Annotated in this window: 21 protein-coding genes; 7 read left to right on the top strand and 14 right to left on the bottom strand. The window is 62.4% G+C overall.

Annotated elements, in window-relative coordinates; translation table 11 throughout:
* Window positions 1-4 precede the first annotated feature (4 nt).
* A complete protein-coding gene (gene dnaG, locus ACSQ3F_RS13140) occupies window positions 5-2,005 on the bottom strand; it encodes a DNA primase (protein ID WP_436100617.1) in 2,001 nt (666 codons plus the stop codon).
* A 194-nt stretch (window positions 2,006-2,199) separates the two neighbouring features.
* Between dnaG and ACSQ3F_RS13135 the strand changes: the two genes are divergently transcribed.
* From ACSQ3F_RS13135 to ACSQ3F_RS13125, 3 genes are all read left to right on the top strand, one after another.
* Window positions 2,200-2,472 carry a BrnT family toxin gene (locus ACSQ3F_RS13135; protein WP_436102142.1) on the top strand — a complete coding sequence of 91 codons (273 nt, stop codon included), beginning with the start codon at window positions 2,200-2,202 and terminating at the stop codon, window positions 2,470-2,472.
* The gene (locus ACSQ3F_RS13130; RefSeq protein WP_436100616.1) at window positions 2,453-2,767 is read left to right on the top strand and encodes a BrnA antitoxin family protein; all 315 of its coding nucleotides are present in this window, start codon (window positions 2,453-2,455) and stop codon (window positions 2,765-2,767) included. Before ACSQ3F_RS13135 ends, ACSQ3F_RS13130 begins: the two co-directional genes overlap by 20 nt.
* 108 nt (window positions 2,768-2,875) lie before the next feature.
* Window positions 2,876-3,763: a hypothetical protein gene (locus ACSQ3F_RS13125; protein ID WP_436100615.1), complete on the top strand. Its 888-nt coding sequence runs from the start codon at window positions 2,876-2,878 to the stop codon at window positions 3,761-3,763.
* Here ACSQ3F_RS13125 and ACSQ3F_RS13120 read toward each other — a convergent pair.
* Window positions 3,738-4,196 carry a GatB/YqeY domain-containing protein gene (locus ACSQ3F_RS13120; RefSeq protein ID WP_436100614.1) on the bottom strand — a complete coding sequence of 153 codons (459 nt, stop codon included), beginning with the start codon at window positions 4,194-4,196 and terminating at the stop codon, window positions 3,738-3,740. The two genes, ACSQ3F_RS13125 and ACSQ3F_RS13120, sit on opposite strands and share 26 nt — an antisense overlap.
* 281 nt (window positions 4,197-4,477) lie before the next feature.
* On the opposite strand from ACSQ3F_RS13120, the gene carA reads away from it, so the two are divergent.
* On the top strand, window positions 4,478-5,683 hold the full coding sequence (gene carA / locus ACSQ3F_RS13115; RefSeq protein WP_436100613.1) for a glutamine-hydrolyzing carbamoyl-phosphate synthase small subunit: 1,206 nt from the start codon (window positions 4,478-4,480) through the stop codon (window positions 5,681-5,683).
* A 69-nt stretch (window positions 5,684-5,752) separates the two neighbouring features.
* Here the strand turns inward: carA and ACSQ3F_RS13110 are convergent, their stop codons facing one another.
* The 4 genes from ACSQ3F_RS13110 to ACSQ3F_RS13095 all read right to left on the bottom strand — a co-directional run bounded on the left by ACSQ3F_RS13110 (window position 5,753) and on the right by ACSQ3F_RS13095 (window position 10,126).
* Window positions 5,753-6,136 carry a VOC family protein gene (locus ACSQ3F_RS13110; protein ID WP_436100612.1) on the bottom strand — a complete coding sequence of 128 codons (384 nt, stop codon included), beginning with the start codon at window positions 6,134-6,136 and terminating at the stop codon, window positions 5,753-5,755.
* Window positions 6,137-6,231: 95 nt separating this feature from the next.
* Complete coding sequence (locus tag ACSQ3F_RS13105) at window positions 6,232-7,638, bottom strand: MATE family efflux transporter (protein ID WP_436102141.1); 1,407 nt, start codon at window positions 7,636-7,638, stop codon at window positions 6,232-6,234.
* Between the two features lie 172 nt (window positions 7,639-7,810).
* Window positions 7,811-9,067, bottom strand: a complete 1,257-nt coding sequence (locus tag ACSQ3F_RS13100) for a TCR/Tet family MFS transporter (protein WP_436100611.1) — start codon at window positions 9,065-9,067, stop codon at window positions 7,811-7,813.
* Window positions 9,068-9,226: 159 nt separating this feature from the next.
* On the bottom strand, window positions 9,227-10,126 hold the full coding sequence (locus ACSQ3F_RS13095) for a LysR family transcriptional regulator (protein WP_436100610.1): 900 nt from the start codon (window positions 10,124-10,126) through the stop codon (window positions 9,227-9,229).
* Between the two features lie 116 nt (window positions 10,127-10,242).
* Between ACSQ3F_RS13095 and ACSQ3F_RS13090 the strand changes: the two genes are divergently transcribed.
* Complete coding sequence (locus ACSQ3F_RS13090) at window positions 10,243-11,238, top strand: aldo/keto reductase (protein WP_436100609.1); 996 nt, start codon at window positions 10,243-10,245, stop codon at window positions 11,236-11,238.
* 132 nt (window positions 11,239-11,370) lie between these two features.
* Here the strand turns inward: ACSQ3F_RS13090 and ACSQ3F_RS13085 are convergent, their stop codons facing one another.
* From ACSQ3F_RS13085 to ACSQ3F_RS13065, 5 genes are all read right to left on the bottom strand, one after another.
* Window positions 11,371-11,685 (bottom strand): hypothetical protein, encoded by a 315-nt coding sequence (locus ACSQ3F_RS13085; RefSeq protein ID WP_436100608.1) that lies wholly within the window; start codon window positions 11,683-11,685, stop codon window positions 11,371-11,373.
* Window positions 11,686-11,826: 141 nt separating this feature from the next.
* Entirely contained in the window at window positions 11,827-12,162 is a 336-nt protein-coding gene (locus ACSQ3F_RS13080; protein ID WP_436100607.1) for a hypothetical protein, read from the bottom strand.
* 165 nt (window positions 12,163-12,327) lie between these two features.
* On the bottom strand, window positions 12,328-13,266 hold the full coding sequence (ypfJ, locus tag ACSQ3F_RS13075; protein WP_436100606.1) for a KPN_02809 family neutral zinc metallopeptidase: 939 nt from the start codon (window positions 13,264-13,266) through the stop codon (window positions 12,328-12,330).
* A 166-nt stretch (window positions 13,267-13,432) separates the two neighbouring features.
* Entirely contained in the window at window positions 13,433-14,479 is a 1,047-nt protein-coding gene (locus ACSQ3F_RS13070) for a DUF2955 domain-containing protein (protein ID WP_436100605.1), read from the bottom strand.
* On the bottom strand, window positions 14,469-15,572 hold the full coding sequence (locus ACSQ3F_RS13065) for an HlyD family secretion protein (RefSeq protein WP_436100604.1): 1,104 nt from the start codon (window positions 15,570-15,572) through the stop codon (window positions 14,469-14,471). Before ACSQ3F_RS13065 ends, ACSQ3F_RS13070 begins: the two co-directional genes overlap by 11 nt.
* 560 nt (window positions 15,573-16,132) lie before the next feature.
* Here ACSQ3F_RS13065 and ACSQ3F_RS13060 point away from each other — a divergent pair.
* Entirely contained in the window at window positions 16,133-17,542 is a 1,410-nt protein-coding gene (locus tag ACSQ3F_RS13060; RefSeq protein WP_436100603.1) for an adenylate/guanylate cyclase domain-containing protein, read from the top strand.
* A gap of 80 nt (window positions 17,543-17,622) precedes the next feature.
* Here ACSQ3F_RS13060 and ACSQ3F_RS13055 read toward each other — a convergent pair whose 3' ends face one another.
* Window positions 17,623-18,612: a threo-3-hydroxy-L-aspartate ammonia-lyase gene (locus ACSQ3F_RS13055; RefSeq protein WP_436100602.1), complete on the bottom strand. Its 990-nt coding sequence runs from the start codon at window positions 18,610-18,612 to the stop codon at window positions 17,623-17,625.
* Between the two features lie 214 nt (window positions 18,613-18,826).
* On the opposite strand from ACSQ3F_RS13055, the gene carB reads away from it, so the two are divergent.
* The gene (carB, locus tag ACSQ3F_RS13050; RefSeq protein ID WP_436100601.1) at window positions 18,827-22,321 is read left to right on the top strand and encodes a carbamoyl-phosphate synthase large subunit; all 3,495 of its coding nucleotides are present in this window, start codon (window positions 18,827-18,829) and stop codon (window positions 22,319-22,321) included.
* Between the two features lie 44 nt (window positions 22,322-22,365).
* On the opposite strand, the gene ACSQ3F_RS13045 is transcribed toward carB, so the two are convergent.
* Window positions 22,366-23,784 carry an MFS transporter gene (locus ACSQ3F_RS13045; protein ID WP_436102140.1) on the bottom strand — a complete coding sequence of 473 codons (1,419 nt, stop codon included), beginning with the start codon at window positions 23,782-23,784 and terminating at the stop codon, window positions 22,366-22,368.
* A gap of 184 nt (window positions 23,785-23,968) precedes the next feature.
* Window positions 23,969-24,265, bottom strand: a complete 297-nt coding sequence (locus tag ACSQ3F_RS13040; protein WP_436100600.1) for a hypothetical protein — start codon at window positions 24,263-24,265, stop codon at window positions 23,969-23,971.
* Window positions 24,266-24,437 lie beyond the last annotated feature (172 nt).

Genomic DNA, 24,437 nt, shown 5'->3' with positions numbered 1-24,437 from the left:
CCGCCTACTTCCCCGCCGGCCCCTTCACCCGTCCCGACAACACGCCGAAGCCGTCGATGATGGCTTCCTGGTTTTCCAGCCGGGTCACCTCCAGCTGGACCTCCTGCAGGTTGCGCAGGATCTGGCTGACAGCGTCGTCGTCGCCTTCTTCGGTGGCGTAGGCGAGTTCGCTTTCGAGTTCGCGGCGCTGCCAGAGCAGCGCCTTGGTGCGCTTGTGCAGGGACAGCGCCTGGATATAGCCTTCCCGCGCATCCTCGGGGGCTGCAGCCGTCGTTGCGGTCCAGAGGCGGGCGAAGCGGATCTGCTGGTCGAGCGACTTCAGGATGTCGCCAAAACCTTCGGCCTCCAACTGCTCGACGAGGTTTTCACGCGATAAACGCGGCCCCCTGGCAGCGGCGGCATTGAGCACGGACGACCAGAAGCGCTGCAGATCGCGGTTGTCGTAGTCGATCGCGGAAATCTCGTCATATTCCTCGAACAGCAGTTGCGGGTGGTTGACGATGGTGAGCGCCAGCACGCTCTCTCTGAGCGGCGGCAGGGCCTGATGGCCGCTGACGAGCGACGAGCGGGCGAGCCGGTCGGAGATGCCGCTGCGCTCGGAGGTGCGAGACCCCTGCGGCGCGCCACGCCCCTGCCCTTGGCCGCCATTGCGTCCGCCACCCTGGCGCTGGTTGCGATCGAAACCGCGCTGGCCGTTCTGCTGGCGTGAGGCGCCTTGGAAGAACTGATTGAGCCGGTCGCGGACATCCTGGCCGTAGTGGCGGCGGACGTTTTCGTCGGCGATGACGGAGACCACCTGCTTCAGCGTCGCTTCCAGCTGCGCCCGCTGCTCCGGCGTATCGAAGTTTCCGGCCTGTGCCTCGCGCAGCCAGACCATCTCCGACAGCGACCGCGCCGAGGCGAGCACCTTGTCGAAGGGCGCGCGGCCCTCGTGGCGGACGAGATCGTCGGGGTCCTTGCCATCCGGCAGCATGGCGAAGCGCACGGAAAAACCGGGCTTCAGATGCGGCAGCGCCAGATCGACCGCCCGGTTGGCGGCGCGGATGCCGGCACCGTCGCCGTCAAAGCAAAGGACGGGCTGCTGCGTCAGCTTCCAGAGCAGAGCCATCTGGTTTTCTGTGAGCGCAGTGCCGAGTGGTGCTACGGCATTCTCGATGCCGGCCTGATGCAGCGCGATCACGTCCATATAGCCTTCAACGGCTATGATCGTCCCCGCGCCGTCGGCTCCAGACATCGCCCTACGCGCGCGGGCGAAATTGTAGAGCACGTTGCCCTTGTGGAAGAGCTCGGTCTCGTTGGAATTGAGATACTTGGCCGGCGCATCCGGCGACATGGCCCGGCCGCCAAAGGCGATGACCTTTTCCCGCGACGACAGGATCGGGAACATGATGCGGTCGCGGAAGCGATCGTAGGAAACCGGGATGTCGGGTCCGTGCACGACGAGGCCGCAGGCCTCGATCTGGTCCTTCGGGATACCCTTTCCGGCCAGATATTCCTTGAGCGCATTGCGGCTTTCCGGCGCGTAGCCCAGCCGGAAGGTTTCGATCGTGCGGCCGGTCAGGCCACGGTCGCGCAGATAGGCCCGCGCCTTGGCACCATTGGCGGTCTGCAATTGACCTTCAAAGAATTGCGTCGCCATTTCCATGACGTCCTGCAGGCCGGTGCGCTGGCGGTCGCGCTTCTCGGCCTCGACATCCGGCTGCGGCATGGCGATGCCGGCAAGGTCGGCGATCTGCTGCACGGCTTCGGGAAAAGCCATGCCGTCGAGATCGGTCAGGAAGCGGAAATGATCGCCCGATACCCCGCAGCCGAAGCAATGGTAGCGGCCCTTGCGGTCCTCGCAGTGGAAGCTCGGGGATTTTTCACCGTGGAAGGGGCAGCAGGCCCAGTAATCACCGCGCGAGGCGTTGGTCTTCTTGCGATCCCAGGTGACGCGCTTGCCGATCACGTCCGATATCGGGACGCGGTCGCGGATCTCGTCGAGGAAGGAGTTGGAAAAACGCATGAATACCTCTGGGCTGGCTTCCATATAGGCGGCAATCGCGGCCCACGCCAGCAAGGCTGCGCATCATACCCGCAATTCACAGGTTGACGAGAGACCGGAGTGTATATACGTTTATATACACAAGATCAGCAAGGCGCATGATGTGCCTGAAGGAATACACCTTTGGGAACATCCATGGATCGTTCTGATTTGCGATTTTCATCGTCGATTGGGACGACGATAAGCGTACGAGAAATATAGAGAAACACGGTATCGACTTTCTGAAGGCAGCGGTCGCACTCAACGAACCACACGTCGAAAGTCGGTCGGACCGGAACGGAGAAGTCCGTACATTGGCAATTTGCCCGTTGTCAGGAGTTCTAATCGCAATCGTCTATACGATGCGGGAGGAAACGTGCCGGATCATATCTGCCCGTGCGGCTAACAAACATGGGCAAAGAAAATATCGTGAGATATTCGCTGGATGAAATCCGGGAAAAAATCGCCAAAGGCGAGGATCGTACGGACTGGGCGCGTGTCGATGCGCTGACAGACGAGGATATCAAGGCCGCCATGCGGGACGACCCCGACTGGGCGGAGTTCATGGATATCGACTGGTCTCAGGCGGCAATCGTCTATCCCACCGCGAAGAAGGCTGTCTCCATCCGGCTGGACGAAGACATCCTCGATTTCTTCAAGAAGAGCGGCAAGGGCTATCAGACCCGGATGAACGCGGTGCTGCGTCATTTCATGACCGAGCAAAAGAAGCCCAAGAACGGCTAGGCACGCGAACTCGCCGGCAGAAAGACTGACCGACCGCGCGAATAAAAAGTTGATAGAAGACGTCAGGCAAGACATGAATTGTCAACTTTCCTCCCCGGAACCCGCCTGATGACTTTCGCAGCCCATGATCTTGTTTCCAGCAGCGCATTTTTCGCGGCTATGCGCCGGCTCGCCACCGAACTGACGGCGATGTTCGACGAAAATCCGCGGCTGATGTCGATCTTTGCCTCACATCAGCGCTGGCTGATGGCGCAGCTTGGACTGTCGCTGCACTACCGGCGCGATCCGAGCGACCCCGCCAAGGGGCTTTATGCCGGACGTTTCGTCGCGGCCGCGGTGGAACACGGCATTGCCAGCCGCAACACCGCCGCCGCCTTCATCCAGGAAATGCTCGCCTATCGCTTCGCCCGCTACAGCGACAACCCGCCCGACAACCGCATGCGGCCGCTGGAGCCGACGGATGTGGCCGTGCAATCGGTGGTGAAGTGGCTCTATGCCCATCTCGCCATCCTCGACCATCTGGACGGCGGCGCAAGAGTTGCGGCTCTGGCTGTCGAGCCGGCGCTTTTTGCCCGGCTTCAGCCCGCCATAGCGCAGGGGATTCTGGAAAGCCCGCAGGTGCGCAACCCCGGCGAGACCTTCAACCTGTTCACCTGGGCAAATTCCGGCGGCGTGGTGATGGATTGCTTCATCGCCATGATCGAAGATTTCGATCCGCAAGCGCCGCGAATCCTGGTTGGCCCGATTTCATCGGCGGAAATCTGCCAGCGCTACATGATTTCGAAGACGCATCTGAAGCGGCTGATGAGCAAGGCGGCCGAGATGGGCAGCCTTGGCTTCGAGAACATCTCCGGCAGGAATGCGCTCTGGCTGTCGCAGGGCTTCGTCGAGGAATACCTGATCTACCAGGCCGAGAAATTCGCGATCATCGACGCGGTCTTCCATCGGGAGACCGCGTCAGTGCCGCCGGTCAGAGAGCTGACAGCAGTTCCTTGAGGACGGCCGACGCCTTGGCAAAATCCATCTGGCCGGCATAACGCTCCTTCAGCACCGCCATGACCTTGCCCATGTCCTTCGGGCCGCCTGCACCGGCTTCGGCGATCGCCGCGGCGACATTGGCCCGCACTTCGGCTTCCGACAGTTGCTTCGGCATGAACTCCTGCACGACGACGATCTCGGCGCGTTCCTTGGCAGCGAGTTCGGGACGGGCGTTCTCTTCGTAGATCTTCGCCGATTCCTCGCGCTGCTTGACCATCTTTGCCAGGATCTGCAGGATTTCGTCGTCGCTGGCGTCGCCCTTGCCGGTGCCGCGATTGGCGATGTCACGGCTCTTGATCTCGGCCTGAACCAGGCGGATGGTGGAAAGCCGCTCGGCATTCTTCGATTTCATCGCATCCTTGAGGGCGGCGGCGAGTTGATCGCGCATCATTGTCCTTACTCCTGTTGAATGGCGCTACATAAACCAGCCGAACAGCAGGGAGCAAACGAATTGCGTGAATCTCCGGTAAAAGCCGAAGGAAAAGCCACATCCGTCCGTCTTCAAGATTGACCTTGTTTGAAGCGGCAGCTATTTACCGTCACCTGCACCAACATCGTGACCAGGCCTGACAGCGCGCGCCCATCGCCCGTATCTGCCCGCCTGCGAACCAAAACGGCCGGTCGGCGTTCCGTTGAACGTCTGCCACGCGCCGCCTGAACGGGATGAAGACAATGACCGGCACCGCGCCCTGGACCACCGCAAAACCAACCGCCCTGCTCGTTCTGGCCGACGGCACCGTCATCGAAGGCAAGGGCATCGGCGCCACCGGCAAGGTGCAGGCCGAAGTGGTCTTCAACACGGCGCTGACCGGTTACGAAGAGATCATGACCGACCCTTCCTATCTCGGCCAGATCGTCACCTTCACCTTCCCGCATATCGGCAATATCGGCGCCAATGACGAGGACATCGAGGACCTGACGCCGGCGGCCCGCCACGGCGCGGTCGGCGTCATCTTCAAGGCAGACATCACCGACCCGTCGAGCTACCGCGCGGCAAAACATCTCGACGCCTGGCTGAAGGCACGCGGCATCATCGGGCTCTGCGGCATTGATACGCGGGCGCTGACCGCCTGGATCCGCGAGAACGGCGCGCCGAACGCGGTGATCGCCCATGATCCGAACGGCGTCTTCAACCTCGATGAACTGAAGGCGGAAGCGAAGGCCTGGAGCGGTCTCGAAGGCCTCGATCTTGCCAAGGTCGCCTCCTCCGGCCAGTCGTCGCGCTGGAGCGAGAAGCCCTGGGTCTGGAACGAGGGCTATAGCACGCTCGCGGAAACCGAGACGACGCATCACGTCGTGGCGCTCGATTTCGGCGTCAAGCGCAACATCCTGCGTCTGTTCGCCGGGCTCGGCTGCAAGGTCACCGTCATGCCGGCAACAACCAGCGCCGAGGAAGTCCTTGCGCAGAAGCCGGACGGCATTTTCCTGTCGAACGGCCCGGGCGACCCGGCGGCGACCGGCGAATATGCGGTTCCAGTGATCAAGGACCTCATCAAGAGCGATATCCCGCTGTTCGGCATCTGCCTCGGCCACCAGATGCTGGGCCTGGCGCTCGGCGCCAAGACCGAGAAGATGCACCAGGGCCATCACGGCGCCAACCATCCGGTCAAGGACCACACGACGGGCAAGGTCGAGATCGTCTCGATGAACCACGGCTTCGCAGTCGACTCCAAGTCGCTGCCGGAAGGCGTTGAGGAGACTCACGTTTCGCTGTTCGACGGCACCAATTGCGGCCTGCGCGTCACCGGCAAGCCGGTCTTCTCCGTGCAGCACCACCCGGAAGCCTCGCCCGGTCCGCAGGACAGCCACTACCTCTTCCGCCGCTTCATCAATCTGGTGCGCGAGAAGAAGGGCGAGCCGGTTCTGGCCGAGCGCTGAGATTTTAAAGCCTTCAGAAAATTACAAAGCCCCGGCCCGTCCCAAAGGATGCGCCGGGGTTTTGTCCGTTTATCCGTTGAAGACCACGGCGAGCTTGTTGCCTGCCGGATCGCGCATATAGGCGGAGTACCAGTTCGGGCCGTATTGGGGACGCGCACCGGGAGCGCCCTCATCCGTGCCGCCATTCGCCAGGGCCGTCGCGTGGAAGGCCGCGACCTCGGCATGGTACTTCGCCATGAAGCCGACCATCGTGCCGTTGCCGGGTGCGGCTGGTTCGTTGTTGAAGGGTTCGCAGACCCAGAGGATGAAGCCCTCCCCGGTGCCGCCTAGCGAGTAACCGCGCCAGCCCGGATAGTCCGCGTGCACGCCCCAGCCGATCGTCGCCAAAGCCGCGTCGTAGAAGCTTGTCGATTTCGCATGATCCAGTGTTCCGACAGTCGCATAGGCGCTCATTTTGCCCTCCGTTCGATCAGCAAGTGATACGGTAGGAAATGGAACATATCAAGAACAAAAATTCGTACCGTTGATACTCTTCCAGCTCGCCGGCCTTATGCCGGCAAGGCCAGGGTCTTCCTTTCCTGCGACAGGAAGCGGAAGAAGCGCCAGGTGAGCGAAATGCTGGCGGCGGCAAGGCCGAGGACGAAGCCGTACCAGACGCCGACGCCGCCGAAACCGGCGTGGAAGGCAAGCACATAGGCCGCGACGAAGCCGATCGCCCAATAGGAGACCAGCGCCAGGATCATCGGCACGGTCGTATCTTTCAGGCCGCGCAGCATGCCAGCCGCCAGCGCCTGCACGCCGTCGACGAGCTGGAAGGCGCCGGCAATGACGATCAGCGGCCCGGCATAGGCGAGCACCTGCGCCGCGTCCGGACGCCGCGTATCGAGATAGAGGGCGGCCAACTCATGCGAAAAGAGTGAAAAGACGACGCTGCCGATGAGGGCGAAGGCACAGCCGAGCATCAGAACGGCGATCGCCGCCCGCTTGATGCCCTCGGCGTCGCGGCGGCCATGGGCGAGCCCGATCCTGACCGTCGCCACCTGCGCCAGGCCGAGCGGCACCATGAAGGCGATCGAGGCGAATTGCAGCGCGATGCCGTGGGCGGCGAGCTCGACGGTGCCGATCATGCCCATCAGCAGCGAGGCGACGGTGAACAGGCTGACTTCGGCAAGGATGGTAACGGCGATGGGGAGGCCGAGCTTGACGACCTCCTTCAGCACCGGCCAGTCGGGCCGCCAGAAGCGCACGAAGATCTCGTAAGCATGAGTTTCCGGTTTCAGTTGGATATAGGCGTAGAGCAGCACGAAGCTCAGCGTATTGACCGCCAGCGCCGAGATGGCCGCGCCGACGATGCCGAGAGCCGGTGCGCCGAAATGGCCATAGATGAAGACGTAGCAAAGCAACGCATTGGCGAGCAGCACGGCGATCGTCACATAAAGGATGATACCGGCTCGTTCGAGCGAGCTCAAGAATCCGCGCAAGACCATAAACAACAGCGCCGGGAATATGCCCCAGAGAGCAACCCGCAGATAACTGCCCGCGAGAGCCGCCACCGCGGGCTGCTGGCCCATTGCTCTGAGGACCGCCTCCGCATGCCACAACAGCGGCGTGGTCAGCACGCCGTAGCCGAGCACGGCCCACATGCCCATGCGCACGGCGCGGCGGACAGCGATACGGTCGCCCCGCCCTTGCGCTTGCGCCACCATCGGGATGACGGCATTGGCAAAGCCGGAACCGAAGATGAAGACGGTGAAGAAGGTCTGCGCGGCAAGAACCATCGCGGCAAGCTCGGTCGTCCCGAGCCTGCCGACCATCAGAACATCCGTGGCGTGGATTGCGAATTGCGCCAACTGCGCGCCGACGAAGGGCACGCCGAGCACGATGCTGGCGCGATAATGCGAAGACCATGAATTATCGGTGCGGACGCCCGTTTGGTTTTGGGTCGAAGTCAGCATGACGAGATTTGAGCCTTTGGCTTCGTCGCAGCCGGTATGGGCCGCATGACGGATGAAACCGAAATAGATCAACCACCGGTAAAGCACCAGCAACAAACACCAAAGTGCTTATTTTTTCATCTAAACATCACAAAAATTGATCGTTTTTCGGGCTGCGAGGGCGGAACCGGCGTCAGGCCGATTGCGCTGCCTCTTGAGTTCCATCCACCGGGACGGCTGTCGGTCGCACCCTCAGAAGATAGATCGCAACAGCTGCGGCGACGAAGACGGCCGCGAGGACATGGGGAGCGCCGGCGAAGGTCACGGGCGCTTGCGGCGCGGTGAAGACACTGAAGATGTACGCGAAGATCAGCGGGCCGAGAATGGTGGTGAAGCTCGAGATGCTGGATAGCGCGCCCTGCAGTTCACCCTGCGCCGACGGTGGCACGCTGGCGGACGCGATGCTGCGCAGCGGTGGATCGGCGAGCGCTTCGAGGCAGGTGGTGAGGATGACGGCATAGATCATCCAGCCCTCGACCGCCAGCGCGTAGCCGACGAGGCCGAGCCCGGTGAAGATCAGGCCGACTGCACCGGTCTTCCATTCGCCGAGCAGCGGGATCGCTTTCGGCAGCACGAACGCCATGACGAGCGCGCCGCAAATGCCGAAAATGCCGAGCGACAGGCCGATCTGCCCTTCGCTCCAGTTGTAGCGATAGGAGGCGACGAAGGACCAGACGGCGGGATAGACCGCATGCGCCTGCCAGAACAGGAAGAAGACGAGCAGCACCCAGCCGATGCCGGGATAGCTGCGCATCTGTTTCAGGGCGCCGAGCGGGTTGGCGCGCTTCCATTCGAAGCGGCGGCGGTTGTGGCTTTCCAGCGTCTCCGGCAGCAGGAAAAAGGCTATGGCGAAATTGACGAAAGAGAGTGCCGCCGCGCCATAGAAGGGAATACGTGGCCCGAATTCGCCAAGCAGGCCGCCAAGCACTGGTCCGAGCGCAAACCCCGTGCCGAAGGCGATGCCGATCAGGCCGAAATTCTTCGCCCGGTTGGTGTCGTCGCTGACATCGGCGATATAGGCGGCGGCAGTGGAAAAGCTGGCGCCGCTGATGCCGGCCAGCACTCGGCCGACGAACAGCATCCAGTAGCTGACGGCGAGCGCGCAGATCAGGTTGTCGAGCGCAAATGTCAGCACCGAGGCGAGCAGGATCGGCCGGCGGCCGAAACGGTCGGACAGGTTTCCAATGAGCGGCGCGAAGATGAATTGCATGCCGGAATAAACGAGCAGCAGCCAGCCGCCATCGACCGCCGCTTCGCTGATAGTGTCGCCCGTCAGTTCCTTCAGATAGCTGGGCAGCACCGGCACGATGATGGCGATGCCCATGATATCGAGGAACAGAATGAGGAAGACGAGGGACAGGCCGCGCCGCGCAGATCTGGCATCGATCATCGAACAAACCTCTTCTGGCTGGCGGCGGCAATCGGATACGGAACGCGAACAGAAACTGGCACACCGTCTCTATCGAAATTTTTCGACGGAAACAATACGTGAACATTTCAATGTTCTTGATGGGTAATGCTGGAACATTGATGAGGGTGCCGGAGCGCCTCAGCCGCGCGGCCGGCTCTTGAGGAAATCGATGAAGGCCCTGAGCGGCGGCGGCATATGCTTGCGGCTGGCATAGTAGAGATAGGGGCCGGGAAAGTCCGGCGTCCAGTCCTCCAGGATCGGCACGAGCTCGCCGCGGGCGATGGCAGGCGCCAGGAATTCCTCGAAGGTGGCGATGATGCCAAGCCCGGCTATGGCGGCGGCGATCTGCAGTTCGAGGGTATTTGTCGTTATGCGGGCGGGCGGCGAGATGCGGATCACCTCGTCGCCCCGCTCGAACTCCCACGCGGGAGCCGAGCCGCTGGCGAAACGGTGGCGGATGCACGGGTGGTCAAGCACGTCGCGGGGATGGCGAGGTTCGCCGTTCGCGGCGAGGTAAGCGGGGGTAGCGGCGGTGATGAAGCGCTGCGTGCGCGGACCGATCGGCACGGCGATCATGTCCTTTTCCAGTTTTTCGCCATAGCGCACGCCCGCATCGAAACCGGCGGCTAGGACGTCGATGAAGCTGTCGTCGCCGCTGACCTCCAGCGTGATGCCGGGATAGGTTTTCAGAAAGTCGGCGGCGATATCCGGCAGGACGGCGCGGGCAACGACGGTTGCCACATTGAGGCGCAGCGTGCCGGTGGCGCTGTCGCGAAAACTGCTGACCTGGTCGAGTGCGGAAGCAACCTCTCCCAGCGCTGGAGAGAGGCGTTCCATCAGCCGCTCGCCCGCCTCCGTCAAAGTGACGCTACGGGTCGTGCGGTTAAGCAGGCGAACGCCAAGCCGTTCCTCCAGCCTGCGCAGCGCCTCGCTGAGCGAGGAGGCCGACACGCCGCGCTTGCGGGCGGCGGCGCGAAAGTTGCGCTCGCGCGCGACGGCGGTAAAAGCATCGAGATCGGCGAGCGGCAAATCGGTCATTGTACGATTTTCCAAACAGCTTGTGCGCGTTGATACCGATTATCGCACAAAGCATATCGCGATAAAACCGCTTCCAGGCAAGACGCCGCCGCTGCGGCAGAAACAGGAGAAGTGACATGAAACATGTTCAACTCGGCAGGACCGGCCCCTCCGTCGCACCCCTCGGCCTCGGCTGCATGGGCATGTCCGGCATGTATGGCCCTTCCGACCGGGGGACAAGCATCGCCACCATCCATGCGGCGCTCGATGCCGGCATCAACCTCCTCGATACCGGCGACTTTTACGGCATGGGCCACAACGAGATGCTGATCGGCGAGGCGCTGAATGGTGTTTCCCGCGACAAGGTGATCATCAGCGTCAAGACCGGCGCCCTGCGCGACGTCGCCGGCGGCTTTAACGGCATGGACAACCGGCCAGCGGCCCTGAAAAATTTTGTCGCCTATACGCTCCAGCGGCTCGGCGTCGATTACATCGACATCTACCGCCCTGCCCGGCTCGACCCGAACGTGCCGATCGAGGAAACGGTCGGCGCCATCGCTGAGATGATTGAGGCCGGGTATGTCCGGCATATCGGCCTTTCGGAAGTCGGCGCCGAGATCATCCGCCGAGCGGCGGCCGTCCATCCGATCGCCGATCTGCAGATCGAATATTCGCTGATCTCGCGCGGCATCGAGGACAAGATCCTGCCCGTCTGCCGCAAACTGGGCATCGGCATCACCGCCTATGGCGTGCTGTCGCGCGGCCTGATCAGCGGTCATTGGCAAAAGGGTCAGGGTTCGAGCGCTGGCGATTTTCGCGGCCACAGCCCGCGCTTCCAGGGCGAGAATGTCGACAGGAACCTGGCGCTCGTCGAGGCATTGCGCAAGATCGCCGATGCAAAGGGCGTGTCGGTCGCGCAGATCGCCATTGCCTGGGTGGCGGCGCAGGGCAGCGACATTGTTCCGCTGATCGGGGCGCGGAAGGTCGAGCGGCTGGAGGAAGCGCTGGGATCGCAGGCCGTGCATCTCTCCGCCGCCGATCTTGCGGCGATCGAGGCCGCCGTACCGAAGGATGCGGCAGCGGGCGGGCGTTACCCGGAAGCCATGCTCGCGCATATGGACAGCGAGAAGTAAGCAGCCTTGCTCCCGACGCCCCGCGCCCTATTCGGGCGTAGGGTTGGCGGCGTAAATCTGCCATTCCGCCCCCGTGAATGACGGGCGCCGCGCTGTCAGCGAGAAGCCTGCTGCTGTTTCGACGCGGACGCGTCACCTCACATAGACGACCTTGCCGCCGTTGAGGGCGGTCTGGACGCCGACGACGTTTCGAAAGGAAATGCCTCTCCTTTGCAGGAGGGCGCGGATATTCGGATTCGACCTGATCTCCTCCTGCGCTTTCGCCAGGGTCTGCGGCGAAGGATGCCGGTAGATCGGCGATACCTGCTGGAAATCGTCAGGACTGTAATAGTCGCGGATCATGACGATCGTGATGCCGGGGGCTCGCTGGGCGTAGGCGGGCATGACGGCGCTTGCGACGGTTATTGCGAGTGCGGCGGAAAGCGTCACGAGCAGGGCGTTTTTCACTCTCTTTCTCCTTGTTTCCTCATGGACGAGCGAACGGCTCAATGCCAGATACGCGCGAAACCTCCTGATAGTTTCGCAAGGACGTATCCGTCACTGCCGACAGTACGATTGCCATAGGCCGGCGGGAACGGAGTTTGACGATCAGCGCGCATAAATGATCTTGCCGCCGCTCGCAGCGGTCTGAACGGCAACGACGTTCTGCGGCTGGATATTCCGGCGTTCCAGAGCCTCCCTGAGAACAGGATTGGATGCGATTTCATTCTGCGCGCGGGCGACGGTTTCGGGAGAGGGATAGCGATAGATCGAGGGAATACGATCTTCGTCACCATGATAGCTTGGCCGCATGACGATCACGAGCAATCCGGGCTCCAGGGGCCGGCCAAAAAGAATGGTGCCGAGCGATTCCGCGCCGGCGGGAGGCGCGACCGGCAGGGCCAGTGCGCCCGCGGTAAATACAAGTGCGACAAATTTCCTCATGTCTATTCTCCTTCAGCGGCAATCCGCATGGCGCGCCGTTCAATAGAAGGAGATATAGGTCGCGCCTGCTCGTTTTGCGATCAGGTGCAATGCGCGAACACAATTTTTTGAGCGCAGGAACTCCTCCCGCCCGGGGACCGGCTAAAGACCCGCTGTCACCGCCGCTCAGATATCGCTGTTGAACGTATCACAAGCCGAAAGCTTGCCGCTGTCGAAGCCGCGCTTGAACCATTTGGAGCGCTGGGCCGAGGTGCCGTGGTTGAAGCTTTCGGGAACGACGTACCCCTGGGTGCGCTTCTGCAGCGTGTCGTCGCCGATCTGGGTGGCGGCGTTCAGCGCCTCTTCGAGGTCGCCCTGCTCCAGAAGGCCTTTCTGCTCCGTGTACTTGCCCCAGATGCCGGCGAAGCAATCCGCCTGCAGTTCGACGCGGATCGACGTCTGGTTGGAATCGACCTCGCTCATGCGCTGGCGCTGCGCATTGACCTTCGGCAGGATGCCGAGCAGGTTCTGGACGTGGTGGCCGACCTCGTGGGCGATCACATAGGCCTCGGCGAAATCGCCCGACGCTTCGAAGCGCTGCGCCAGTTCGTCGAAAAAGGCCATGTCGAGATAGACCTTCCGGTCACCCGGGCAATAGAACGGGCCGCTGGCGGACGAAGCCATGCCGCAGGCCGAATTGATGCCGTCGCGGAAGAGCACCAGTTTCGGCTCCTGATAGGTCTCGCCGCTTGCCTGGAAGATGCCGTTCCAGGTGTCCTCGGTCTCGGCCAGCACCGTCGAGACGAAGGCCTTGGTCTCTTCCTCTTCGGCCGTGCCGCGCGGCGTCGACGAACTGTCCGTCTGCTCGTAGCCGGAGGGGCTGACGGAACCGCCTTCCATCACCTGCAGCAGGTCGATGCCCATCATCTTCAAGACGAAATAGATGACGACGAGGAAGATGATCGTGCCGATGCTCATGCCGCCGCCGCGGCGGCCGCCACCGCCGGTCGGGATGCGAAAGCCGCCGCCGCGGCCGAAGGGATTGCTGCCCAAGCCGCCACGGGAGGGGCTCGATCCGCGAACGTCCTCGACATTGTCCGATTGGCGGCGGCCCTTCCATTCCATGATGCGATCTCCCAGTCTCTGCTAAGCGGCCGTCAAGCCTTGTTGGCGACCATATAACGCGCCGGGCGCGGTTTTGTACAAGATCAAAACGATAAAGGTGCAGGCGTCAGGGAAAATCGATCCGGCGGTGGCGAGCACAGGTCTCCAGCAACGATTGCGGGCCTGTTCAACGGGCACGGCTCAGCTTTCCCTCTGCTCGCGTCCAGAGCAGGCCTGCCGTAACGAACGTGTAGAGGATTGCGGCGGCGACATAGAGAATGCGTGTCGCAAAGGATTCCGCGGCACTTCCCGGCAGCGGCGACACGCCAAGGCCGAACAGGATGAGGAACGTCGTCAGCGCGCCGGCATATATCTTTGCGTCGCGCGACCGCGCGGCTGCGCGCCCGCCGATGAGGAGTGCTACGACAAGCACGATGACGAACATGAACAACAGGTTGGGGCGGACATTCAAAACGGCATAGGCGACGGATGCCACGATGCCGCCGAACAGGTTGACGATGACGAGGCCAAGTGCTGCGCGGCCGCTTGAAACGATATCAAGCTGGCCGAGCAGCGACGTCACGGTGATCGGGATGACCATGGCGGCACCCAACTCATCACTGGCCAGGCAGATCGCAACGGTCGAGAGCAGGATCGCCGCATTGGCAAGGGCGCGCAGATAGGGATGCGCCTGCGCACTCCCCTGTTGCGGTTGAGGTGTTTCAACCGCTGTTTCCGGCACAATCGCATGCGCAAGCCACGTCAGGCCTGCGCCGGTCAGGACGCCGGTGACGAGGATGGACAGGATGGAACTCGCAAGTTCGATGTTGAGGACGCGAAGCAGTGGCACGATGATTGCCACCACCAGCACGAGGAAGCTGGCCGGCCCGCCCTTGCCGCTTGCCTGCGCCAGGAAGCAGCAGAAATAGATCAGTCCGAGCAACATGAGAAAGGTGAACGGCCGATCCTGGAACAAGCCCGTCACGACCATGAAGAACGCGCCGGCCACGAGGATCAGCACGGCCATTCCCACCGTCTTGCCAAGCGGCATGGGCCTGGAACTCGACAGCAGGAACTGGGCGGCAAACAGCGGCCCGAGAAACGGGATGATCGCCCCGAGCGCCACCGAAGCCGTGAAGCCGAACGAGACCGCAAGGGCAACCCGCATGCCCTTGCGCCACTGCTCGGCTACCGCTTCGGCGTGATCCGTTTCGGGGCGTCCGTCAGCCGGCATAGGTCAGGACCGAGAGAACGCGAATCCAGAAGTATCCCCAGGCGTTCGTCACGGGATTATCGCCGGTATAGATGACGACAGTCGCCTGCGAGCCGTAGCGCACGCCCTTGGGACGAGGGTCATCGAGGATCAGACGGACGGGGAAAAGCTGCGGCTCCCTGATCCAGCCACTGTCCTCCCGGATCGTCGGAAGGCCGGTGTTCGGGTCGGTGTTGCTCTGCGATACACCGAGGCCGACGCTTTCGACCTTGGCTGGGAACAGTTTCCCGGGCAAGGCATCGAAAAGGACTTCCGCGCTGTTGTCGACTGCCACATTCTCGAGGCTGTTTTCCTTGAACGCCGCTGCGATCCAGACCGTCCCGATATCGATGAACGTCATCGCCGCCTGTCCGACGCTGACGACCTTGCCGATCGATAGCTGGAGGTTGGTGACGACGCCCGCAGAGGGCGCGCGGACGGTGGTCCGCAAGAGATCGAGCTGAGCCCGCTCCAGCGCGGCCAGAGCCTCCCTGAGCTGCGGATTGTCCTTGCCCGCCGGACCCAGCTCTTCCTGAGCCCGGACGAGTTCCGCCTCGGCCGCCTTGACCGATGCTTCGGCCTGATCGAACTCGGATTTCGCTTCGTCGTACTGCGCTTTTGCATAGACGCCGCGTTTCCACAGCGTATCAGCGCGCGCCGCGATATCGCCCAGATTGTCGCGGTTGGCTTTCGCCTCGACAAGCTGTGCCTGAACGGCATCGACGGTCGCAGTCGAAGCGCCGATCGTCTGGCCAACCTGGGCAAGGGCAGCTTCCGCTTCGGCAACCGCGATCTGGTAGCGGCTCGGATCGATGCGGAACAGGACCTGATCCGGCTCGACGCGGGAATTGTCGGTCACATTGACCTCGACGACCCGTCCCGCCACTTCGGACGCGATACCGACGACATAAGCCTGAACGAGGGCCTGGGAAGACGACGGCGTCCGTCGTTCCATGAAAATCGAAAGGACGAACAGGAAGGCCGCCACCAGGACGATGATCAGCGCCACCTTGCGCAGGGGATTGCCGGTTGGTTCAGCCGCTGCGGGCTCGGTTGCTTGCTCGTCGGACGCCACGTCGTTTTCCTTTGAAGAAGACCAGCTAACAGGACGGTGTGTTCATTGAACGGTGAAGCAGAGCTTGGCCCCGCGCAACCCTGCCTCGGAATGACCGAGGATTGTCACGCGCCGGGAGCAGCCGTATCGCCAGAATAGACCACGTGGGCACCGCGGATGAACAGGGCGTGGATCTTCTCCCAGAAATTACCTGACATTTCTCAACTCCCCCAAAATGGCACCAAGCCCGCCGCTCAATCTGCTCGGTCAACGATGATATTATAAGGTAAAACATGAATTTAATATACGCGCCGCCCGCGAAGGCGCGCTGAATTTTGGCGGCGTCCGTTTCCGCTGGTTGTATTTCTGTGCCGCTCACACGGTGAAAGCAGAACAGTCGTTCCGAACCTGCGCTGGGAGGCCGGCCTTCGTTGGAGCGCACTCCACTTGCTTAACGACGGCACAGGATTGAGATCGGGCGCGTTCGATCTACCCAACGTCGGAACACCGCGTCGTCAAATAGCCGCGACAATCCGAAAGCAAACGCTGTCCGCACTTCGGATTTGGTGTAGACTGTGCGGATGAGTGAAGCCCAGCCCCTGTTCGCAGCGCTGCGCCAATCGGCAAGGCCAGATATCGTCGATGCCATCGAGCGGCTCGTCCATGACGCGCCGGACCGCAAGCTCGGCCGTGTGAACGCGCTGGCGTTCGCCGCCAGTGAGGGGCTCGACGAGGAGCAGGCGATCAAGGCGTTCCTGCATGCGTCGCGGCTCGGCCTGTTCGAGATGTCGTGGAACGTGCTTTGTCCCGGATGTGGTGGCGTGCTCGATGCCAATACCTCGCTGAAGACGGTGCAGAATGACGAATATACCTGTGCGCTCTGTGCCGCCGGTTACGAGCCGACGCTCGACGAGATGGTCGAAGTGACCTTCACGGTCAATCCGCGCGTGCGTCACATCCAAGCCCATAATCCCCACGAACTGCCGCCGCTCGAGTATTTCCGCCAGATCTACTGGGGCTCGGGCATCGACATGCCTGAGGAAGGTTACGAGGCAAAGGTCGACGAGTTCGTTCTCGAAGCGCTCGAACTGCCGCCGGGGGAAAAGGCCGTCATCTCGCTGCAGTTGCCGGAGGGGTTCGTGATGGTCTTCGAACCGGTGACCCATGCAGCGCAATTCCTCGACGTGAAGGGCGAACCGACGAAGGAACGAACGAGCCTTTCGCTCGTCTTCGACCGCGGCTTCCAGCACCGCGAGACGCTGGAGCTGCGGCCCGGCCCCGTGCGGATCATGGTGGAAAATCACACCGAGGTTCGCACGCTGCCGTCCGTGTGCCTGGCAAACGATGCGCTGCACGATCTGCTTGGCCGCCGCCGCCCGTTTCTGACAGCGAAGCGCCTGCTCACCAACCAGACGTTCCGCGACATCTACCGCACCGACACGATCGACGTGGACCAGCGGCTGAAGATCACCAGCCTCACCTTCCTCTTCACCGACCTGCGCGGCTCGACCGAACTCTACGAGCGGGTCGGCGACCTCGCGGCCTTCGATCTGGTGAAGACGCATTTCAGCATCTTGAACGAGATTGTCAGCGCTGAGGCGGGTGCCGTCGTGAAGACGATCGGCGACGCCGTGATGGCTACCTTTCCAACCCCCGACCGCGCGGTTGCGGCGGCGATGCGGATGCGCGATGCGATGCGCAAGCTGAATGAAGAGCACGGCAACGAGGACCTGCTTCTGAAAATCGGCATCCACGAAGGACCATGCATCGCGGTAAGCCTCAACGAGCGACAGGACTATTTTGGCCAGACCGTGAACATTGCCTCACGGGTGCAGCATCTCGCCACGTCCCGCGAGATCTTCGCCACGGGTTCCGTCCTTGACGATCCCCGCGCCTTCCACCTCCTGACGCAGCGCGGAGTGAAGCCGACATCGCACAACGTGGCGCTGCGCGGCATTACCGACCAGATCAATATCTTTACGATCCCGTGAGCAATCGCGGTTGTTCGGCCAGAGCATTTCGATAGCTGGCCGGCTCTCCCGTGCCGTAGACCTCCCGTAAACGCCGACGCTCAGCCGCTGCCCAGGAGCATGTTGAACGTTTTCAAATCGACATTGCCTCCGCTCAACAGGATGCCGACGCGCTTGCCGGCACAGGCGATGGCCCCATGCATGACGGCCGCCGCGGCCAGACAGCCGGTCGGCTCGACAATGATCTTCATGCGCTCCGCGAAGAACCGCATGGCGTCGACCAGTTGCGCATCGGTAACCGTCACGATCTGATCAACCGTGTCTTTCAGGATGGCAAAGTTCCGGACACCGATGTGGGTGACGATCGCACCGTCCGCGATGGATTTCGGCACGGGAATATGGACGATCTCACCTTTGCGCAATGATTGCTGACCGTCATTGCCGGCTTCCGGCTCGACGCCGACAATAGCGCAACCGGGCGATAGCGCGGCAGCACTCAGCGCACTGCCGGCAAGCAAGCCGCCGCCGCCCAGCGGCACGACGAGCATATCGATCTCTCCAACCTCCTCGATCAGTTCGAGCGCGGCCGTGCCTTGTCCGGCGATCACATCCGGATGGTCATAAGGTGGAATGAGCGCCGCCCCCCGCCCGGCGGCAAGGCGACGGCTTATTTCTTCGCGATCGTCCGTGTACCGGTCATAAAAGATCACCTCGGCGCCATACCCCTTGGTAGCCGCCACTTTAATATCCGGCGCGTCCCACGGCATGACGATTACCGCTGAAACACCCTGGAGCTTTGCAGCGTAGGCGAGTGCCTGCGCGTGATTGCCAGACGAGTACGCAACGACGCCGTTTTGCCGCGAAGATGCGTCCAAGGCAGCGATGGCGTTGTAAGCGCCACGGAATTTGAAGGCGCCGGCCCGCTGCATATTCTCCGCTTTAAAGAACAGAGTGGCCTTCGCTATCCCATCCGCCGTTCGCGACGTCAGCACAGGCGTGCGGTGCGCGGCACCGGAAATGCGCGTCTGCGCGATCCGGACATCGTCGAATGTGGGGATGCGCAACGAAATGGATGCCGAGGGGTTGGTCATGTAAGCCTCCTCCTGATCGTCGATACTATCGAGCTGAAGCGGAGCAGCGCAAGGAGAACACTTTTCCTGTCCATTGACACATTTTCGGGGTTCCGCTCCCGCTCACATTTCCCTATAAGCCGCTTCTAGCCTGAAAAGACCAAGCATGCGCGCCCCGGCCGGTGATCTCCCACCCTGGCCGGTTTTTCGCGCAGCCGAAAAGCGGATAGAGACCATGCCAAAGCGCCAAGACATCAAATCGATCCTCATCATCGGCGCGGGTCCGATCGTCATCGGCCAGGCTTGCGAATTCGACTATTCCGGCACCCAGGCCTGCAAGGCGCTGAAGGAAGAAGGCTACCGGGTCATCCTGGTCAACTCCAATCCGGCGACGATCATGACCGATCCGAACCTGGCCGACGCGACCTATGTCGAGCCGATCACCCCGGAGGTCGTTGCCAAGATCATCGCCAAGGAACGGCCGGACGCCCTGCTTCCGACCATGGGCGGCCAGACGGCGCTGAACACCGCGCTTTCCCTCAAAAGAATGGGCGTTCTCGACCGCTACAATGTCGAGATGATCGGCGCCAAGCCCGCCGCGATCGACATGGCGGAAGACCGGGCGCTGTTTCGCGAGGCGATGAAGCGCATCGGGCTCGAAACGCCGAAGTCGATGCTCGCCAACGCCACCGAGATCAAGGATCACGATCGCAAGGTTCACGAGGCCGAACGCGCCAAGGTGAAGGCGCAGCTTACGGGCGCCGAACTCGACAAGGCGCTGGACGAACTCGAAAACCACTGGAACCTCGGCGAGACCGACCGCAAGCAGCGCTATATGAGCCATGCGATGGCGGTGGCCGCGCAGGCGCTCGACGAAATCGGCCTGCCGACGATCATCCGCCCCTCCTTCACCATGGGCGGTACCGGCGGCGGCATCGCCTACAACCGCTCGGAATTCTTCGAGATCGTCAATTCGGGCCTCGATGCCTCGCCGACGACCGAAGTGCTGATTGAGGAATCGGTGCTCGGCTGGAAGGAATACGAGATGGAAGTGGTCCGCGACACGGCGGACAACTGCATCATCATCTGCTCGATCGAGAACATCGATCCGATGGGCGTGCACACCGGCGATTCGATCACCGTCGCCCCGGCTCTGACGCTCACCGACAAGGAATACCAGATCATGCGCAACGCCTCGATCGCGGTGCTGCGCGAGATCGGCGTCGAGACCGGCGGCTCGAACGTGCAGTTCGCCGTCAATCCCGAGAATGGCCGCCTCGTCGTCATCGAGATGAACCCGCGCGTGTCGCGCTCGTCGGCGCTTGCCTCGAAGGCAACCGGCTTCCCGATCGCCAAGGTCGCCGCCAAGCTCGCCGTCGGCTATACGCTGGACGAACTCGACAACGACATTACAGGCGGAGCGACACCCGCGTCCTTCGAACCATCGATTGACTATGTCGTCACCAAGATCCCGCGTTTTGCCTTCGAGAAATTCCCGGGCGCCGGTACGACGCTGACGACGGCGATGAAGTCGGTCGGCGAGGTCATGGCGATCGGCCGCACCTTTGCCGAATCGCTGCAGAAGGCACTGCGCGGCCTCGAAACGGGCTTGACCGGCCTCGACGAAATCGAGATCCCCGGCCTCGAAAAGGACAATGGCGACAACCACAACGCCATCCGCGCCGCGATCGGTACGCCGACGCCGGACCGCCTGCGGATGGTTGCCCAGGCCCTGCGCATGGGCATGAGCGAGGCCGATGTGCATGACGGCTCGAAGATCGATCCGTGGTTCATCGCCCAGCTCAAAGCGATCGTGGACATGGAAGCGCGTGTGCGCGAACACGGCCTGCCGCAGGATGCGGAAAACCTGCGCATGCTGAAGGCCATGGGTTTCTCCGACGCGCGGCTGGCGACGCTGTCGGCCAAGCGGCCGAAGGAAGTCGCCGAACTGCGCAACCGGCTGAACGTGCGCCCGGTCTACAAGCGCATCGACACCTGTGCTGCCGAATTCGCCTCGCCGACGGCTTACATGTATTCGACCTACGAGACGCCCTTCAACGGTGCGGCCCGTTCCGAAGCCCAGATTTCCGACCGGAAGAAGGTGGTTATCCTCGGCGGCGGTCCGAACCGCATCGGCCAGGGCATCGAGTTCGACTATTGCTGCTGTCATGCCGCCTTCGCGCTGAAGGACGCCGGCTATGAGGCGATCATGGTCAACTGCAACCCGGAAACCGTCTCGACCGACTACGACACCTCCGACCGCCTCTATTTCGAGCCGCTGACGGCCGAAGACGTGATCGAGATCATGCGCGCCGAGCAGGAAAACGGCACGCTGGTCGGCGTCATCGTCCAGTTCGGCGGCCAGACGCCGCTGAAGCTCGCTGAAGCGCTGGAAAAGAACGGCATCCCGATCCTCGGCACCGCACCTGACATGATCGACCTTGCCGAAGACCGCGACCGCTTCCAGAAGCTCTTGATGAAGCTCGACCTCAACCAGCCGAACAACGGCATCGCCTATTCGGTCGAGCAGGCCCGCCTCGTCGCCTCCGAGATCGGCTTCCCGCTGGTCGTGCGCCCCTCCTATGTTCTCGGCGGCCGCGCCATGCAGATCATCCATTCGGAATCGATGCTGCAGACCTACCTGCTCGACACCGTGCCGGGACTGGTGCCGGAAGACATCAAGCAGCGCTATCCGAACGACAAGACCGGCCAGATCAACACGCTGCTCGGCAAGAACCCGCTTCTGTTCGACAGCTATCTGAACAATGCGGTCGAGGTGGACGTCGATGCGCTCTGCGACGGCGAGACGGTCTTCGTCTCCGGCATCATGGAGCATATCGAGGAAGCCGGCATCCACTCCGGCGACAGTGCCTGCTCGCTGCCGGTCTACACGCTGTCGGACGAGATTGTCGACGAACTGGAGCGCCAGACCAAGGCGATGGCCAAGGCCCTCAACGTCGGCGGCCTGATGAACGTGCAATACGCCATCAAAGACGGCACGATCTACGTTCTCGAAGTCAACCCGCGCGCCTCGCGCACCGTACCGTTCGTGGCGAAGACGATCGGCGCGCCGATCGCCAAGATCGCCGCCCGCATCATGGCCGGCGAAAAGCTCGATGAGGCGATCGCCGCCTACGGCAAGAAGCCGGACCCGCGCAACCTCAAGCATATCGCCGTCAAGGAAGCGGTCTTCCCGTTTGCGCGTTTCCCCGGCGTCGACATCCTGCTCGGACCGGAAATGCGCTCGACCGGCGAAGTCATCGGCCTCGACACGGATTTCGCGCTCGCCTTCGCCAAGGCGCAGCTCGGCGCCGGTGTCGACCTGCCGCGCGAGGGCACGGTGTTCGTGTCGGTACGCGACGAGGACAAGGACGGCGTGCTGCCCGCCATCCGCATCCTGGCAGATATCGGCTTCAAGGTGCTGGCAACGGGCGGCACGCAGCGCTTCCTGGCTGAGAAGGGCATCACCGCGACCAAGATCAACAAGGTGCAGGAAGGCCGTCCGCATATCGAGGACGCCATCCGCAACCGTCAGGTCCACCTCGTCATCAACACGACGGACAGCTCCAAGGCGATCTCGGACTCAAAATCGCTGCGCCGCGCAACGCTGATGCAGAAGGTGCCCTATTATACGACCATGGCCGGTGCGGAAGCCGCCGCTCGGGCGATCAAGGCGCTGAAGGCCGGAAGCCTCGAAGTGCGGACGCTGCAGAGCTACTTTCAGGATTGATGGTTTAAGCGGCGCCTGCGGGCGCCGCTTCTCTATTCCGCGTCTCAGAACTTGGCTTGCCTGCGCGCAAGGGTTCCCGTCCTCATTCCGAAGAAAACCGAAACCGCCGCGATCATACATCCGGTGACGAAGACGACGAGCATCGCTTGGCGGATTGTTTCGGCCGATGCTGCTTCGCCAAAACCCATGACGTTGGCGAGAAGACCGAAAAAGGCGGCGCCGATGGCGTAGCCGGCCGATTGCAGGGTCGGCAGCATGGCCGAGGTCCGGTCGCGCTCGGTGTCTGTGGACACATCCATCATCAACTGGCTGATCGTGCCCCATGAGGTGCCGAAGCCCGCGCCGATCATCACCTGTCCCGGCAGGACCAGCCAGAGCGCGCCCGAGCCGATCGCGGCCATGACCGTCGCCAGACCTGCGAGAAGCAGAACCGGCCCCGCCAGCATGATCCGGTTGCGCAGTGCAAGGGATGGCAGGCTGGCAACGACGATCGCGGTGAGGCTCCATGAGATCGCCATGACGGCGCTCAAGGCGCCCGCCGCGGTCGGCCCGAGTTGCCACAGGTGCTGCAGGGCGTAGACGAGGAAGACCGACCCGGCCGCTTGCGCGAGCGGCATCAGCAGGATCACCCACAGGCCCGTTCCCAATGCTTTGCGCACGGAGAACGCGGCCTTGGGCAGCACGGGGTTCGCCGAGCGGCGATCGAGATAGACGACGGCCGTGAGCACAACCGTGGCGCCGGCCAGCAGAAAAGCCATCGGCGCCGTGCTGCCAACCGCGCCGGAAAGCGAGATCATCAGGATGCCGAAACCCGCCGAGGCCAATCGTGCGAACGGGATGGACGGTGCCTTCTGCAGACCGGAGACACCGTGCGGAACGATGCACAGCACCAGCAGGATGAAGACGGCAGCCGCCGGGATGCTGACGAAAAAGGCGGCGCGCCAGGAGAAATGTTCCGTCAGGCCACCGGCGACCAGCGGTCCGGAGAATGCGGCCAGTGCCCAGACGATCGCTTCGGCGCCGAACACTTTCGGCACGAGGCGCGGCGGAAAGAGCTCGGGGATGAGCGCATAGCAGAGCGCTGCGACAATGCCCTCGCCCGCCCCTTGCAGGAGGCGCCCGACAAGAACCTGCGTCATCTCCGTGGCGAACGTCGCGGACACAGTGCCGGCGATGAAGATGGCTGCAGATACAAGAAGCGTGTTTCGCGCTCCGAACCGCTGCTTCAGATTGGCGGCCACCATGCCGCCGATGATGGCGAAGACGAGATAGAGGGTGAAGGCCCAGGACAGGAGAGCGGCGCCACCGAGATCTTCGACGGCCGTCGGCACTGCCGTCGAGATGAAGAATTCGTTGAAGGCGAAGAGGGCCACGCCGAGGCAGAGGGTGATCGTCGACACCAGATAGCGCGGCCGCAAAAGTTCTGCCCATCCGGCGGATGGTTCAACTGGCGGAGCAGCCATTTGCTCTTCGATGTAGGGGATATTGTCAGTCGTCATGCTTCCGTCTCCAGTGAAGAAGCATGACTGTTACAACCTCAAGTGCAGTTGAGGTAAAGCCCCATTCTGCGGGCGCCGGCAATTTTTTGCTGCTTGCGGGCGGGTCCTCAATATCCGCCGATGACCGGCAGGACCTCGTGTCCTCGCTTCATGGCGCGATGTCGCGGCGCCGCTGCTCCTCGCTTTCGGCAGCCTGTATCCGCGACAACGCCGCCTTGACGATCGATTGCATCTCGTCGTCGGCGATCTGCTGGATCGCGAAGCCGTCATCGGGCTCGATGCCCGGATCCTCCTCGTGATCGGAAACGGTTTCACTATCCTCTGCGAGACGCACGAGGAACGCCCTGCCCTCTGCGGTCGCGGCGATGAACGCCGTCAGCGCGATGAAGAGTTTTCGGTGCGCGTTGAGCCTGCCTTCAAGATGTTCCGGTGATGGGTGCGGCATGATCTGATCCTTGTCTTGCAGAACCAACGATCATGCCTCGAGATTGTTCCCCCCTTGGCCGGTTTCGGCGTAAGATGCGCCTTTCCCGACTTGCACCCTCCTCCGAATAATCTGGCTTTTGCACTCCGCTTTCTGCTATAAGCGTCGTTCAAATGTTTCTGACGGTTCCGGA

Source organism: Pararhizobium sp. LjRoot238 (genome assembly GCF_964252955.1).
Taxonomy (GTDB): domain Bacteria; phylum Pseudomonadota; class Alphaproteobacteria; order Rhizobiales; family Rhizobiaceae; genus Pararhizobium.
This window is presented reverse-complemented; position numbering and strand designations above follow the sequence as displayed.

What these genes read in the sequence shown, in the direction of transcription:
- dnaG (WP_436100617.1), bottom strand. Translation starts at nt 2,005, where the DNA reads ATGCGTTTTTCCAACTCCTTCCTCGACGAGATCCGCGACCGCGTCCCG.
- ACSQ3F_RS13125 (WP_436100615.1), top strand. Translation starts at nt 2,876, where the DNA reads ATGACTTTCGCAGCCCATGATCTTGTTTCCAGCAGCGCATTTTTCGCG.
- ACSQ3F_RS13120 (WP_436100614.1), bottom strand. Translation starts at nt 4,196, where the DNA reads ATGATGCGCGATCAACTCGCCGCCGCCCTCAAGGATGCGATGAAATCG.
- carA (WP_436100613.1), top strand. Translation starts at nt 4,478, where the DNA reads ATGACCGGCACCGCGCCCTGGACCACCGCAAAACCAACCGCCCTGCTC.
- ACSQ3F_RS13110 (WP_436100612.1), bottom strand. Translation starts at nt 6,136, where the DNA reads ATGAGCGCCTATGCGACTGTCGGAACACTGGATCATGCGAAATCGACA.
- ACSQ3F_RS13105 (WP_436102141.1), bottom strand. Translation starts at nt 7,638, where the DNA reads ATGCTGACTTCGACCCAAAACCAAACGGGCGTCCGCACCGATAATTCA.
- ACSQ3F_RS13100 (WP_436100611.1), bottom strand. Translation starts at nt 9,067, where the DNA reads ATGATCGATGCCAGATCTGCGCGGCGCGGCCTGTCCCTCGTCTTCCTC.
- ACSQ3F_RS13095 (WP_436100610.1), bottom strand. Translation starts at nt 10,126, where the DNA reads ATGACCGATTTGCCGCTCGCCGATCTCGATGCTTTTACCGCCGTCGCG.
- ACSQ3F_RS13090 (WP_436100609.1), top strand. Translation starts at nt 10,243, where the DNA reads ATGAAACATGTTCAACTCGGCAGGACCGGCCCCTCCGTCGCACCCCTC.
- ACSQ3F_RS13080 (WP_436100607.1), bottom strand. Translation starts at nt 12,162, where the DNA reads ATGAGGAAATTTGTCGCACTTGTATTTACCGCGGGCGCACTGGCCCTG.
- ypfJ (WP_436100606.1), bottom strand. Translation starts at nt 13,266, where the DNA reads ATGGAATGGAAGGGCCGCCGCCAATCGGACAATGTCGAGGACGTTCGC.
- ACSQ3F_RS13070 (WP_436100605.1), bottom strand. Translation starts at nt 14,479, where the DNA reads ATGCCGGCTGACGGACGCCCCGAAACGGATCACGCCGAAGCGGTAGCC.
- ACSQ3F_RS13060 (WP_436100603.1), top strand. Translation starts at nt 16,133, where the DNA reads ATGAGTGAAGCCCAGCCCCTGTTCGCAGCGCTGCGCCAATCGGCAAGG.
- ACSQ3F_RS13055 (WP_436100602.1), bottom strand. Translation starts at nt 18,612, where the DNA reads ATGACCAACCCCTCGGCATCCATTTCGTTGCGCATCCCCACATTCGAC.
- carB (WP_436100601.1), top strand. Translation starts at nt 18,827, where the DNA reads ATGCCAAAGCGCCAAGACATCAAATCGATCCTCATCATCGGCGCGGGT.
- ACSQ3F_RS13045 (WP_436102140.1), bottom strand. Translation starts at nt 23,784, where the DNA reads ATGGCTGCTCCGCCAGTTGAACCATCCGCCGGATGGGCAGAACTTTTG.
- ACSQ3F_RS13040 (WP_436100600.1), bottom strand. Translation starts at nt 24,265, where the DNA reads ATGCCGCACCCATCACCGGAACATCTTGAAGGCAGGCTCAACGCGCAC.